Source organism: Pseudomonas sp. GW456-12-10-14-LB2 (assembly GCF_002884345.1).
GTDB lineage: Bacteria > Pseudomonadota > Gammaproteobacteria > Pseudomonadales > Pseudomonadaceae > Aquipseudomonas > Aquipseudomonas paraglycinae.
The window spans coordinates 42918-56481 of record NZ_POHV01000004.1 but is presented as its reverse complement, the minus strand read 5'-3'; the positions used below and the strand labels follow the sequence as shown (position 1 = coordinate 56481).

The 13564-nt window shown below is 60.4% G+C and carries 14 protein-coding genes and 1 tRNA gene; 8 read left to right on the top strand and 7 right to left on the bottom strand.

Annotated elements, in window-relative coordinates:
- Window positions 1-906 carry a LysR family transcriptional regulator gene (locus C1X29_RS03730; protein WP_102716896.1) on the bottom strand — a complete coding sequence of 302 codons (906 nt, stop codon included), beginning with the start codon at window positions 904-906 and terminating at the stop codon, window positions 1-3.
- Window positions 907-1008: 102 nt separating this feature from the next.
- On the opposite strand from C1X29_RS03730, the gene C1X29_RS03725 reads away from it, so the two are divergent.
- On the top strand, window positions 1009-2181 hold the full coding sequence (locus C1X29_RS03725) for an aspartate aminotransferase family protein (protein ID WP_102716895.1): 1173 nt from the start codon (window positions 1009-1011) through the stop codon (window positions 2179-2181).
- Between the two features lie 52 nt (window positions 2182-2233).
- Here C1X29_RS03725 and C1X29_RS03720 read toward each other — a convergent pair whose 3' ends face one another.
- The 3 genes from C1X29_RS03720 to C1X29_RS03710 all read right to left on the bottom strand — a co-directional run bounded on the left by C1X29_RS03720 (window position 2234) and on the right by C1X29_RS03710 (window position 5458).
- Entirely contained in the window at window positions 2234-4153 is a 1920-nt protein-coding gene (locus tag C1X29_RS03720) for an alkaline phosphatase D family protein (RefSeq protein ID WP_102716894.1), read from the bottom strand.
- Between the two features lie 71 nt (window positions 4154-4224).
- Complete coding sequence (locus C1X29_RS03715) at window positions 4225-4971, bottom strand: hypothetical protein (RefSeq protein WP_102716893.1); 747 nt, start codon at window positions 4969-4971, stop codon at window positions 4225-4227.
- A 133-nt stretch (window positions 4972-5104) separates the two neighbouring features.
- Window positions 5105-5458: a hypothetical protein gene (locus C1X29_RS03710; protein ID WP_085745329.1), complete on the bottom strand. Its 354-nt coding sequence runs from the start codon at window positions 5456-5458 to the stop codon at window positions 5105-5107.
- 118 nt (window positions 5459-5576) lie between these two features.
- On the opposite strand from C1X29_RS03710, the gene C1X29_RS03705 reads away from it, so the two are divergent.
- The gene (locus C1X29_RS03705; protein ID WP_085745328.1) at window positions 5577-6326 is read left to right on the top strand and encodes a hypothetical protein; all 750 of its coding nucleotides are present in this window, start codon (window positions 5577-5579) and stop codon (window positions 6324-6326) included.
- A gap of 24 nt (window positions 6327-6350) precedes the next feature.
- On the opposite strand, the gene C1X29_RS03700 is transcribed toward C1X29_RS03705, so the two are convergent.
- The 3 genes from C1X29_RS03700 to C1X29_RS03690 all read right to left on the bottom strand — a co-directional run bounded on the left by C1X29_RS03700 (window position 6351) and on the right by C1X29_RS03690 (window position 7336).
- Entirely contained in the window at window positions 6351-6716 is a 366-nt protein-coding gene (locus tag C1X29_RS03700; RefSeq protein ID WP_085745327.1) for a hypothetical protein, read from the bottom strand.
- A gap of 110 nt (window positions 6717-6826) precedes the next feature.
- Complete coding sequence (locus C1X29_RS03695; protein ID WP_007956700.1) at window positions 6827-7156, bottom strand: hypothetical protein; 330 nt, start codon at window positions 7154-7156, stop codon at window positions 6827-6829.
- Window positions 7157-7251: 95 nt separating this feature from the next.
- A tRNA-Leu gene (locus tag C1X29_RS03690) sits at window positions 7252-7336 on the bottom strand.
- A gap of 108 nt (window positions 7337-7444) precedes the next feature.
- Here C1X29_RS03690 and queA point away from each other — a divergent pair.
- The 6 genes from queA to C1X29_RS03660 all read left to right on the top strand — a co-directional run bounded on the left by queA (window position 7445) and on the right by C1X29_RS03660 (window position 13529).
- A complete protein-coding gene (gene queA, locus C1X29_RS03685) occupies window positions 7445-8494 on the top strand; it encodes a tRNA preQ1(34) S-adenosylmethionine ribosyltransferase-isomerase QueA (protein ID WP_102688194.1) in 1050 nt (349 codons plus the stop codon).
- A gap of 14 nt (window positions 8495-8508) precedes the next feature.
- Entirely contained in the window at window positions 8509-9624 is a 1116-nt protein-coding gene (tgt, locus tag C1X29_RS03680; protein ID WP_161794909.1) for a tRNA guanosine(34) transglycosylase Tgt, read from the top strand.
- Window positions 9625-9667: 43 nt separating this feature from the next.
- The gene (gene yajC, locus C1X29_RS03675; protein ID WP_007956696.1) at window positions 9668-10003 is read left to right on the top strand and encodes a preprotein translocase subunit YajC; all 336 of its coding nucleotides are present in this window, start codon (window positions 9668-9670) and stop codon (window positions 10001-10003) included.
- A 64-nt stretch (window positions 10004-10067) separates the two neighbouring features.
- The gene (secD, locus tag C1X29_RS03670) at window positions 10068-11936 is read left to right on the top strand and encodes a protein translocase subunit SecD (RefSeq protein WP_102716892.1); all 1869 of its coding nucleotides are present in this window, start codon (window positions 10068-10070) and stop codon (window positions 11934-11936) included.
- 9 nt (window positions 11937-11945) lie between these two features.
- Window positions 11946-12860: a protein translocase subunit SecF gene (gene secF, locus C1X29_RS03665; protein ID WP_007956694.1), complete on the top strand. Its 915-nt coding sequence runs from the start codon at window positions 11946-11948 to the stop codon at window positions 12858-12860.
- A 120-nt stretch (window positions 12861-12980) separates the two neighbouring features.
- A complete protein-coding gene (locus tag C1X29_RS03660) occupies window positions 12981-13529 on the top strand; it encodes a glycine zipper 2TM domain-containing protein (protein ID WP_007956693.1) in 549 nt (182 codons plus the stop codon).
- The last annotated feature ends 35 nt before the right edge of the window (window positions 13530-13564 follow it).

Sequence of the window (13564 nt, the reverse complement as noted above, 5' to 3'; positions counted from 1 at the left end):
TTACGGTCTGCCCCACATCTGCATGGCGAACTCGACGAAGCGACGCAGTTTAGGCAACCGATAGCGATCCGGCGCGTAAAGCAGATGCATCGGGCGGTTCGGCGGCTGATAGTCCGGCATCACCACGACCAGTTTGCCGTCGCGCAGATCCTGTTCCACCAGTGCGTCCGGCAGCATCACGATGCCCATGCCGGTGCGCGCGGCCTGATGCAGGCCGGCGGAGCTGTTGATCAGCATCGGGCCTTTGACGTCGACCATGATTTCTCCCTCCGGGCCGCTGAGGCGCCACTGTTTTTCCACCGATTGCCAGTCGTCACCGGCAGGGTAGGCGAAGGACAGGCAGTCGTGCTGACGCAGTTCTTCGGGCGTGAGCGGCATGCCGCGTCGAGCCACGTATTCCGGGGAGGCGCAGACGGTCAGGGTGTAGTCGATCAGCGGGCGGGCGATCAGGTTGGACTGGTCGAAGTGGCCCAGTCGGAAGGCCACGTCGAGACCGCTTTCCAGCAAATCCGGACGGCGGTTGGTCAGGATCACGTCGAGTTTGACCTGCGGACATTGCAGGGAAAACTCACTGAGCGCCGGGGCCAGACGTTCAACGCCAAAGGTCAGCGGCGCAGTAACCCGCAGAATGCCGCGCGGTTCATCAAGCGTCTGCTCGGCGAGGCGTTCGGAGTCGGCGACCAGACCTAACACCTCCAGGCAGCGCTGATAGTAGACGCTGCCGAACTCGGTCAGCCGCTGGCGGCGGGTGGTGCGTTGCAACAGTTGCACGCCGAGCCGTTGCTCCAGCGCCCGCAGGTGATTGCCCACCATGGTCGTGGACATTTCGCACTGCAGCGCGGCCGCCGTCATGCTGCCGGACTCCACCACCTTGACGTACACGCTCATCGACTGGAACAAATCCATTATCAAGCCCGGCTTTTAAATGATTGAAGTTTTGCCGAGTTTATCCAGTTCAGGTGGATAACCATACTGCCAGCACCTCTCACCTCGCTGGAGTTTGCCGACATGACCGCCGCCCTGATGAACACCTATCAACCGCTGGACTTGAGCTTCATCAAAGGCCTGGGCACCCGACTCTGGGATCAGGCGGGCCGGGAATATCTGGACGCAGTGGCAGGCGTGGCGGTGACCAATGTCGGTCACTCGCACCCGCGCATCGTGTCGGCGATCAGCGAGCAGGCGGGATTGCTGCTGCACACCTCCAATCTCTACAGCATCGACTGGCAACAATCGCTGGCGCAGAAGCTGACGCGGCTGGCGGGGATGGAGCGGGCGTTTTTCAACAACTCCGGTGCCGAGGCCAACGAAACCGCGCTGAAACTGGCGCGCCTGTACGGCTGGCGCAAAGGTATCGAACAGCCGCTGGTGGTGGTGATGGCCAACGCATTTCATGGCCGTACCCTCGGCACCTTGTCCGCCAGCGATGGCCCGGCGGTGCGCCTGGGCTTCAATGACTTGCCGGGGGATTTCGTCAAAGTGCCGTTTGGCGATCTTCAGGCGCTGGAACAGGTGCAGCGCAAACATGGCCAGCGGATCGTGGCGATTCTGGTGGAGCCGATCCAGGGTGAAAGCGGCGTGCAACTCGCGCCGCCCGGCTACCTCAAGGCCCTGCGTGAATTGTGCGATCGCCACGCCTGGCTGCTGATGCTCGACGAAATCCAGACCGGCATCGGCCGCACCGGCCGCTGGTTTGCGTTCCAGCACGAAGGCATCGTTCCCGACGTCATGACCCTCGCCAAGGGACTGGGCAACGGCGTGCCTATCGGCGCCTGCCTGGCACGGGGCCGGGCGGCCGATCTGTTCACCCCCGGCAGCCATGGCAGCACTTTCGGCGGCAATCCACTGGCGTGCCGGGTGGGTTGCACCGTGCTCGAGATCATTGAGGAACAAGGCCTGCTGGAAAATGCCAGGGTCCAAGGCGAGCGCCTGCTGACCCGCTTGCGCGCAGAGCTGGCGGACAATCCGAATGTGCTGGCGATTCGTGGGCAAGGGCTGATGATCGGCATCGAACTCAAACAGCCGGTCCGCGACCTGACATTGATTGCGGCACGGGATCATGGACTGCTGATCAACGTCACTCGCGGCAAGACGATTCGGTTGCTGCCGCCGCTGACGATTGATGAGCGGGAGGTGGGGATGATTGTCAGAGGGGTGGCTCGGGCGTTGGGCGAAAGCTGATTGTCCCGGTTGCGTCTGAAATGGCTGCCGTTTTACCGGCAGCCATTTTTATTTAATCAGGATAATCCGACAAATCCGGCGCCAGCATCCGGGTCTTCGGTGCGCCGTTCGCGTTGTGCTGGATGATGTCTTTCGGTTGCCCCTGTTGATTGAAAAACACCTGGCCGATCCCCGCCGAATTCCACAACCGTTCACCCGCTTCGGCGTGTTCCGGCACGTACGGGACGATGCGCATGCGGCGGCGTTTGGTGAGCCAGTTGAGGGGCGAACGCGGTGAGTAGAGCCAGCGATTTAGGCGGTCGAACCATTCCAGCAGGGTGGGCGGGAACTCGTTTTTGATGCCGCTGCTGGTGATCTGCCAGATGCGCGGGCCGGCCTTGCGGTGTCGGATCAGGACTTCGTAGACGAAGGAATAATGCACGTCGCCTGACAGCACCACGTAGCTGCCCGGTGTACGCGAGTGTCGGAAAATGTTCAGGATCACCTGGGCTGCGCCGCGATGGGCCATCCAGTTTTCTGCGTCCACCAGCAGTGGATAACCGCACCAGCTGAATACTCGCTGCACGGTTTCGATCAGCTTCACACCGAAGATCGGTGCCGGCGAAACGATGATCGCCGAAGGGTGGTCGAGCAGTTCCTGCTGCAGTTCGCTCAAGGCTTCCCAGTCCAGCAGGCCCGACGGTTGCTTGAGCGCCATTTCGCTGCGCCAGCGTCGGGTGCGGGTGTCGAGCACCACCAGCGCCGGGCTGCTCGGCAATACGAAATGCCACTGCTGAAAGCGCAGCAAATCCTCAATCAATTCGTCCTGCGCGGGAGCGTCGAGATAGCGGTCGTCACCGCTGGCGCTCAGGCCTCGGGTTTTCTCCAGTACTGCGCTGAATGCATCCGGATTATTGCCCCAGCCCTGACACAACATGTAGGCGATCAACGCGTTGCCGATGATGCGCTTGGAGAACGGGTGGCCGTAGGCCGTTTCCTCCCATTGCGCGGACAGGTTCCAGTCGTCGGTGATGTCGTGGTCATCGAAGATCATCAGGCTCGGCAAGTGCGCCAAGGCCCTGGCCACCTGGCCGAGACCGGCCTTGAAACCGTCGATGCGGGTCTGTTCGAGGGCGTAGCGCTTGAGGCGTTCCGGCGTCAGCGCTGGCGGCTGCGGATTGACCAGTGTCCAGGGCGTTGGCGACCACACCAGCAAATACATGGCCATGACTTCGGCGAACGTCACAAGGTGATTGTCGGCGCTGCTGCTGGTGAAAATCGGCTTGCGCGCACCGCCGAAGAAACGCTCGCGCAATGTCTCGTTGCTTTCGAGTGCCGGCAGCAGATCTGCACGATGGTAGTAGCTGGCCGGGTGTTCGTAGAGTTTGGCGCTGTCGCTGACCACCGCGCCTTCGAGGTGCTCACCGAACAGACCGAGGCGATCGATCAGGGCATGAATCGCCCGCAACATCGGACCGGCAACATCGTCGGCGTAAACCTGATCGCCGCTCATCATCAACAGGGCGGGACGTTGCTGCGGATCGGTTTCGGCGGCCAGCAACCGATCAACGCAGAGCAGACCGTCGGTGGCCGGATGATGAGGCTTGCGGCAGGAACCGTGGAGCAACTGGTCGATGCGCGAACGCAGGACGAAGTTCGGGCTGGTGGCGTTGTCGTAGAGCAGGTGTGGCGCCCAATCGGCGATCGGTTGCTGGCCATCGATCAACAGGTCGTAGTCGATGCGGGTGTCGCAGGGCAGGGCCGTCTCGAGGGGGACATCGATCAGGTGAACAAATGCCCGGTTGCCTACCGGAATGACCGCGCATTTCCCGGCATCCAGTGGAATGTCTCCTACGCCTTGCAGGCGCAAGGTCAACGACAGCTCGCGGCTGCCGACCAGCCAAAACACTAAGCGTGTCGGTTCCAGTCGGCGCAGCAGTGGCCCGGCCAGAACAGCAGGCAACGGGCTCAGGTCATCAGGTGTCGGAGGCATCGGGGGAAAAGCTCAAGGCGCACAGGCCGGCGATGATAGCGCAGCCGGCGCCTCGAACCCTTAAACCAGGCTTAAGAGCCCGCTTTTTCCAGCTTCAGCGCCAACAGGCGCCATTCGGCAGGTGTCGCGTCGACTCTCGGCTGTTCCTTTACGGAGCAGTCGAAGCGGTACGTCACGTCGTCTCCATTCATGTTCCGCGCGGTGACGGTGTTGCTGAAGGTGTAGACCTGATCCTTGAAGCGTTGCGGCGTCAGGCTTTTGCTGTCGGCAAACCGGGCAGACGCGGGGAAGCGCAAGGTGCTGGTCACGAACGGGCTGCACATGACATACGCGAGCATCGACTTGTCGCCCTGCGCGTCGGCGCGCAATTTTTTGCTCAGCACTCTCAGGGCCTTACGCCCCTCATCGTCACTCTGGTCGATCACGGTTTGCACCGACATCGTCTTCGGCGCGCGACTGGCGTAATTCGGCAGCAACGCGGAGTCCGCTGGAGAGGGCGTGTTGTCCGGCTCGATAGCGGCGAACACCGGCGCGTCTTTCAGTGAAGCAGGGCTTGCAACCGCCTCGGCTTCCGGCAGCAGCGAGGTCGGCTCGGCTTCCCGCTGTGCCACGACGTTTTCAGTCTGCGCGGCGTCGTAGCGATGCGCCGACGGGAACAATGAAAAAGTGATCGCCAGCACCACCATCGAAACAATGAAACCGCCTGCTACACCGACCAGGTTGGCGTAAAACAGATTCCAGCTGCCGCGGTTTTTCACTACCCAGCGCCACATGAAACCCCAGGCCGCGACAAATGCCAGAAAACGCAGAAACTCCATTCGATCCTTTCCTTAAACCTGCTGAAGCCGGATATCAGCGCCGTTCCGATAACGAGCACTGAAAGATGGGCGGCAAGATATCAAAATAGATTTCTGGCGCCACAAGAACCTTCACACGCCGTGTCGATACAGATCACTTGAGCGCAAAAAACGCCAGAGCGGTAATGCCGGCCACTGTGCCGCAAAGGCCTGCCAGCAGCTGCCGCGCAATCAGGGGCTCGACTTGCGAGCGTCGGGCGACCAGCATCCATACGCCGACCAGCGCCGCGGCGGTCGTCATCATTTCCAGCAACGTGGTCGTCAGACCGGTTACGTGCGGACGGCTCGACCCGAACAGACCGATGTAGAACTCCGAGACCACCAGACCTACCAGCATGCCGCTGGCAGCGCCCAGCAGGTTGGCGAGGAACAGGTTCCAGGTGCCACGATGTTTGACCACCCACACCCACATGGTCACCCAGGCTAAAAGACAAAACGCTGCATCCATCGCACCCCTCCTTTTGAATCAGTTTCGTCAGGCCCATGGCTCCCGGGCCGACACTGGACGGCAAGATAGCAAAATAGTAGCTTCGCGCCACTTTCCTGATTCCTGTAATGGACTACTCATGTCAAAAGTCGCCCCTGCTCTACGCCTGCTGTGCGCAATCACTTTCGCCAGCGCCATGACCCCGGCATTCGCCGCCTGGAAAGAGCACCCGGAAAACAGCTGGAAGTATTACCTCGCCAATTGTCAGCGCATGCAGGAAAAAATGGCCGACGTCCAGAGCGGTCGCGTGCCCGGCGCCTTTGAGGTGATGGGCGATCTGGAGAACAGCCAGGGGAGCATGAATGAGCACCGCCCAAACCTGCCTCCCCAATACCTCGCCTCCGGGGAATTCGCTCAATGCGAAAACGTGGCGGCCGAGGCCGATGCGATGATTGCCCGTGGCAAAGCCGAGTTCGCCGACAGAATGAACCAGGCCGCCGAGCAAGGCCGGATCGCCCACCAGAACTCCCCCGAATACCAACGCGCCCGTTCACTCGGCTACAGCGATGTCGGCGAAATCTCCTTCCTCAAACTTCACGAAGACATGGACGGCGAAGCGCGCCTGAAAACCATGATGATTACCGTCGATGAAGTCTGCGGCCAATACTTTCGTGCCACGCAATATGTGAAGCCGTATGTGATCTACACCGTGCGGCCGTCGGATGGCGGGTGTGGCGAGGAAAAACGCGTGGCGATTGTCGGCGGCAGGTCGGTGGAGAAGGGTGATTACATCGATGAGCGGGGCGAGTTTCAGTATGTGGGCTGGAAGAAACTGGTGGGGGCGGATGGGTTTCCTACTGAGATTCGGGTGTTGAAGGCTCGGCGCTGACCGCAAAACAGTAACGCCGTCCAGTCACGTGTGGGGGAAGTAATTCACAGCAAGAAACAGCAGGGTCGCCATGCCGGCGACCAAGCCACACACCGCGCCGAGCAACTGACGTGCAACCGGATGTTCGGGTTGACGGCGATTGGCAATCCACAGCCATACCCCCGCCAGAACGCCCGCGCTGGTGATGAACACCACCAGACTGCGATGCAGGTTGGGTGTCGCCATCGACGTACCAATGACTGCGTCGTAAATCAGCGTGAACACAATGCCGGTAACCACGCCACTTCCGGCGCCGGCAAGGTTGGCCAGCAACAGGTTCCACTCACCCCGTTGCTTCACCACCCACAGCCAGGTTCCAGCCATCACCAGCAAGCACAACACCGCATCCATTTTGGTTCATTCCCGAGTGCGCGATAACAGAGGCGGTTGACAGGCCTCTGGCGAGTGGACGGCAAGATATCAAAATAGAAGCTGCGCGCCACTTTCTTCATCTGCGTAGCTTAAAGAATGTCCTTCAAATAACCCTTGAGCGCGAGGAGCGGCTGATCCAGCTGCTCCAGCGACTGCGCCTGACTGAAGTCGGTCGACAACTTGTGCAGCTCCCGCCCCAACGGTTTCTCGACGCCACCCAACGCATCCATCGCCAGCGCCAGGCACTCGTTCATCTTGAACTGGATCGTCTCGACATCACCCCGGCGCACCAGCAACTCGAACACGTCTTTCTGATAGTCGCCCATGACCATGTCATCCCGCAGAATCGGGCTCAGGCCTTCTTCCTCGTATGCGAGTTTCAGGGAGAACAGGGCGACGGTTTCCAGTGACGTTTCCATGGGGGTGAACCTGTGTGAGATCTCGCCGGAGGGCCAGCGGCACTTTCCGACAGACGAAAAAAAAAGGCCTTGCTAAGCAAGACCTTTTCTAATTTTGGTGCCCCGAGGGAGACTCGAACTCCCACTCCTTTCGAAAACGGATTTTGAATCCGCCGCGTCTACCAATTCCGCCATCAGGGCTCAATGGCGGCGAAGTATAGAGAGGTGCCTACCGTTGGTCAATCACGTTTCATGGTCAATTTTCGATATTTCCGCTAGACTTTCCGGCCCTGCTAGACGAACCCCATCATGCGCGTTGCTGACTTTACCTTCGAGCTTCCTGATTCGCTGATTGCCCGCCATCCTTTGGCCGAGCGTCGCGGTAGTCGCCTGTTGACCCTGGATGGGGTCAGCGGCGCCCTGGCACACCGTCAATTCACTGATCTGCTGGAGCATTTGCGCCCCGGCGATCTGATGGTGTTCAACAATACCCGGGTGATTCCGGCGCGCCTGTTCGGGCAGAAGGAGTCCGGCGGCAAGCTGGAAATCCTCATCGAACGCGTGCTCGATTCCCACCGCGTGCTGGCCCATGTGCGTTCCAGCAAGTCGCCGAAGCCGGGTTCGAAGATCCTGATCGACGGCGGCGGCGAAGCCGAGATGCTGGCGCGTCACGATGCGCTGTTCGAGCTGGGGTTTGCCGAAGAAGTGCTGCCGCTGCTTGATCGCGTCGGCCACATGCCGTTGCCTCCTTATATAGACCGCCCGGACGAAGGTTCGGATCGCGAGCGCTATCAGACCGTGTATGCCGAGAAACTCGGCGCGGTGGCGGCGCCGACCGCCGGGCTGCATTTCGATCAGACGCTGATGGAAGCGATCGCCGCCAAGGGTGTCGAGACTGCGTTCGTCACGCTGCACGTCGGCGCCGGCACGTTCCAGCCGGTGCGCGTCGAGAAGATCGAAGATCACCACATGCACACCGAGTGGCTGGAAGTCGGTCAGGACGTGGTCGATGCAGTCGCCGCTTGCCGTGAGCGCGGCGGTCGAGTCATCGCTGTCGGCACCACCAGCGTGCGTTCGCTGGAAAGCGCCGCCCGCGATGGCGTGCTCAAGCCGTTCAGCGGCGACACCGACATCTTTATCTTCCCGGGCCGGCCGTTCCACGTGGTCGATGCCTTGGTCACCAATTTCCATTTGCCCGAATCCACGCTGTTGATGCTGGTTTCGGCATTCGCCGGTTATCCGGAAACCATGGCTGCCTACAAAGCCGCGGTCGATAACGGATACCGCTTTTTCAGCTACGGTGATGCGATGTTCATCACCCGTAATCCCGCGCCGCGCGGCCCAGAGGAAACAGTATGAGTCGCACCTGTCGTATGTCGTTCGAGTTGCTTGCCACCGATGGCAAGGCTCGTCGTGGTCGTCTGACCTTCCCTCGTGGCACCGTCGAGACCCCGGCCTTCATGCCGGTGGGCACCTACGGCACGGTCAAGGGCATGTTGCCGCGTGACATCGTCGCCACGGGTGCGGAGATCATTCTGGGCAACACCTTCCACCTGTGGCTGCGCCCGGGTACCGAAGTGATCAAGGAACACGGCGACCTGCACGATTTCATGCAGTGGAAAGGTCCGATCCTGACCGACTCCGGCGGTTTCCAGGTGTTCAGCCTCGGCGCCATGCGCAAGATCAAGGAGGAGGGCGTGACCTTCGCCTCCCCGGTCGACGGCTCGAAAGTGTTCATGGGCCCGGAAGAGTCGATGCAGGTCCAGCGTGATCTGGGCTCGGACATCGTGATGATCTTCGACGAATGCACGCCGTACCCGGCTGACGAAGACGTGGCCCGTGTGTCCATGGAGCTGTCGCTGCGCTGGGCCCAGCGTTCGAAGAATGCCCATGGCGACAACACGGCGGCGCTGTTCGGCATCGTTCAGGGTGGCATGCACCAGGACCTGCGCATGCGCTCGCTGGAAGGTCTGGACAAGATCGGCTTCGACGGCCTGGCCATCGGCGGTCTGTCGGTGGGCGAGCCCAAGCATGAAATGATCAAGGTGCTGGACTACCTGCCGGGCATGATGCCGGCTGACAAACCTCGTTACCTTATGGGCGTTGGCAAACCGGAAGATCTGGTTGAGGGTGTGCGCCGCGGTGTGGACATGTTCGATTGCGTGATGCCAACCCGTAATGCCCGCAACGGGCATCTGTTCATTGATACAGGCGTGCTGAAGATCCGTAACGCGTTCCATCGCCATGATGATTCGCCGCTGGATCCGACCTGCGATTGCTATACCTGCCAGAACTTCTCCCGCGCTTATCTGCATCATCTGGACAAGTGCGGCGAAATGCTCGGCAGCATGCTCAATACCATCCACAATTTGCGCCATTATCAGGTGCTGATGGCTGGTTTGCGCGAGGCTATTCAACAGGGTACATTGGCCGCCTTTGTCGATGCCTTCTACGCCAAACGCGGGCTTCCCGTTCCGCCTTTGGACTGAGTTTTCTGACCCCAAGATTCAACATTTGCAACTGGAGTGCTAAATGAGCTTTTTTATCTCTAATGCCATGGCTGACGCGGCTGCACCGGCTGCAGCGCCTATGGGCGGCGGCTTCGAGTGGATTTTCCTGGTCGGCTTCCTGGTCATCTTCTACCTGATGATCTGGCGTCCACAGGCCAAGCGCGCCAAAGAGCAGAAGAACCTGCTGAGCAGCCTGCAGAAGGGCGACGAAGTGGTCACCACCGGCGGCATCGCCGGCAAGATCACCAAAGTGGCCGATGACTTCGTGGTTCTGGAAGTTTCCGACACCGTGGAAATGAAGTTCCAGAAGGGCGCCATCGCCGCCACGCTGCCAAAAGGCACGCTGAAAGCGATCTAAGGTTCCAACTTCTACTCAATCGACGGGGCGCGCAAGGCGCCCCGCGTTCATAACGGGCGGCGTGATGCTGAACAAATATCCTCTGTGGAAATACATTCTGATCCTGGCGGTGCTGGCGATCGGTCTGATTTATTCCGCTCCGAATCTATACCCCGATGACCCGGCCATTCAGATCAGCGGCGCCAGCACGGCCCTGCAGGTCAATCAGGCCGATCTGGATCGCGTGAGCACCGCGCTCAAGGAGTCCGGGATCAACGTCAAGGCATCGAGCCTGGCTGCGAACGGCAAGGGCGGTCTGATCCGTCTGACCAAGGCTGAAGACCAGCTGCCGGCCAAGGACGTTGTCCGCAAGGCATTGGGTGATGACTACGTCGTCGCGCTGAACCTGGCACAAACCACCCCGCAATGGCTGCGCAGCGTGGCCGCGCACCCGATGAAGCTGGGTCTGGACTTGTCCGGTGGTGTGCACTTCCTGCTGGAAGTGGACATGGACAAAGCCCTCGACGCTCGCCTGAAAGTCTACGAAGGCGACGTCAAGAGCCTGTTGCGCAAAGAGAAACTGCGTTATCGCAGCCTGCCGCAACTCAATGGCGCCATTCAGTTGGGCTTCAGCGATGCTGATTCCCGCGAACAGGCCCGTGCGCTGATCCGCAAGAATTTCAACGATTTCGACATTGTTCCGGCCGACCTCAACGGTCAACCGGTGCTGCGTCTGGCGATGACCCCGGCCAAGCTGGCGGAAATCCGTGAATACTCCATCAAGCAGAACTTGACCACGGTACGTAACCGCGTCAATGAGCTGGGTGTTGCCGAACCGATCGTCCAGCGTCAGGGCGCCAACCGTATCGTGGTTGAGCTGCCGGGCGTGCAGGACACTGCCGAAGCCAAGCGTATTCTCGGCAAGACGGCCAACCTGGAGTTCCGTCTGGCTGCAGAGCCGGGTGCTTCGAAAGCCACTTCCGAAACTTTCGAATTCCGCGAAGGCAATCGTCCTCCTGCCCTGATCGAGCGTGGCCTGATCATCACCGGTGACCAGGTGACTGACGCCAAGGCCGGTTTCGGCGAGCACGGCACACCTGAAGTGAACATCCGTCTGGATGGCCACGGTGGCGAGCTGATGAGCCGCGCTACCCGCAGCAACGTCGGTCGCAGCATGGCGGTGATCTTCATCGAGCAGCGTCCGGTCACCACTTACACCAAGCAAGTGGTCGACGGCGTCGAGAAAGACGTCGCGGTGCAGACCTTCAAGGAAGAGAAGAAGATCATCAGCCTGGCGACCATTCAATCGCCGCTGGGTGCTCAGTTCCGTATCACCGGCCTGAACGGCCAGGGCGAGTCGTCCGAACTGGCGCTGCTGCTGCGTGCCGGTGGTCTGGCTGCTCCGATGTACTTCGCTGAAGAACGTACCATCGGCCCGAGCCTGGGTGCGGACAACATCACCAAGGGTATCGATGCATCGCTGTGGGGCATGCTGTTCGTCTCGCTGTTCATCATCGCCATCTACCGTTTCTTCGGCCTGATCGCCACCGTCGCACTGGCGGTGAACATGGTGCTGCTGCTGGCGCTGATGTCGCTGCTGGGCGCTACGCTGACCCTGCCGGGTATCGCCGGTATCGTGTTGACCATGGGTATGGCGGTCGACGCCAACGTACTGATCTTCTCGCGGATTCGTGAAGAGATCGCCGCCGGCATGACCGTGCAGCGTGCAATCAACGAAGGCTTCGGTCGGGCATTCACTGCGATTCTCGACGCCAACCTGACCACCTTGCTGGTCGGCGGCATCCTCTTCGCCATGGGCACCGGCCCCGTGAAGGGCTTCGCAGTAACCATGTCCCTCGGGGTTCTGACTTCGATGTTCACGGCCATCATGGTCACCCGCGCGATGGTCAACCTGATCTTCGGCGGTCGTGACTTCAAGAAGTTGTGGATTTAAGGGGCTGCCATGTTACGTACAATCAACTTCATGGGCGTCCGCAACTTTGCGTTCGGCGTCACTGTATTTCTGACCTTGCTGGCAATCTTCAGTGTGTTCCACAAGGGCATGAACTGGGGTCTGGACTTCACCGGCGGTACGCTCATCGAGCTGACCTACGAGCGTCCGGCCGATGTCACCAAGGTGCGCGAGCAACTGGTTTCTTCCGGTTATCACGAAGCCGTCGTGCAGAACTTCGGCGCGACCACCGATCTGCTGGTGCGCATGCCGGGTGAAGACCCGCAGCTGGGCCATCAGGTGGCGGAAGCGCTGCAGAAGGTCGGCGGCGACAACCCGGCGACCGTCAAGCGCGTCGAGTTCGTCGGCCCGCAGGTCGGTGAAGAGCTGCGTGACCAGGGCGGCATGGGCATGCTGCTGGCGCTCGGTGGCATCCTGATCTACCTGGCTTTCCGCTTTCAGTGGAAGTTTGCGGTCGGCGCTATCGTGTCGCTGATTCACGACGTGATCGTGACCGTGGGTATCCTGTCGTTCTTCCAGATCACCTTCGACCTGACGGTGCTGGCGGCGGTACTGGCGATCATCGGTTACTCGCTCAACGACACCATCGTCGTGTTCGACCGGGTGCGTGAGAACTTCCGTGTTCTGCGCAAGGCCACGCTGATCGAGAACATCAACATCTCGACCACCCAGACCCTGCTGCGGACCATCGCGACCTCGGTTTCGACCTTGCTGGCGATCGCGGCACTGCTGTTCTTCGGCGGTGACAACCTGTACGGCTTCTCCCTGGCGCTGCTGGTGGGTGTTCTGGCGGGTACCTACTCGTCGATCTACATCGCCAACGTGGTGCTGATCTGGCTGAACCTGTCGACGGAAGACCTGATTCCGCCGGTCAACACCGAGAAGGAAGTCGACGACCGTCCATAACGGCCATCGTTTTCCCGGTTGTCAGTCAAAAAAGACGCGAGTTGAACTCGCGTCTTTTTTTTTGCTCCAAGGCTGGGAGAAGCGCGGGCGCGTCCCGCATGTGATGGTCAGGAGGTTCATGTGAACAAGTCGTTGCTGGTTGGTGCGGTATTGGGTGCTGTCGGTGTGACTGCCGGGGGTGCTGTTGCCACCTACAGCCTGGTTAAAAGCGGCCCTGAGTATGCGCAAGTGCTGGCCGTAGAACCGGTCAAAACACAGATCAAGACTCCACGTGAAGTGTGCAAGGATGTGACAGTGACCCGGCAGGCGCCGGTGAAAGATCAACACCAGATCGCCGGCACCGTGGTCGGTGCGCTGGCGGGTGGTCTGCTGGGTAACCAGATCGGCGGCGGCACCGGCAAGAAGATTGCCACGGTGGCCGGTGCGGTCGGTGGTGGTTACGCCGGTAACAAGGTTCAGGAGGGTATGCAGGAGCGTGATACCTACACCACGACTCAGACTCGCTGTAACACGGTGAATGACATCAGCGACAAGGTCGTGGGCTATGACGTCCGGTATTCGCTGGACGGCAAGGAAGGCAAGGTGCGGATGGATCGTGATCCGGGCAACCAGATTCCGGTCGACAAGGAAGGCAAGCTGATCCTGTCGCAGAACGAGCCGGGCCAGTGACTGGTTGATGGCTTATAAGAAAAGCACCCTTCGGG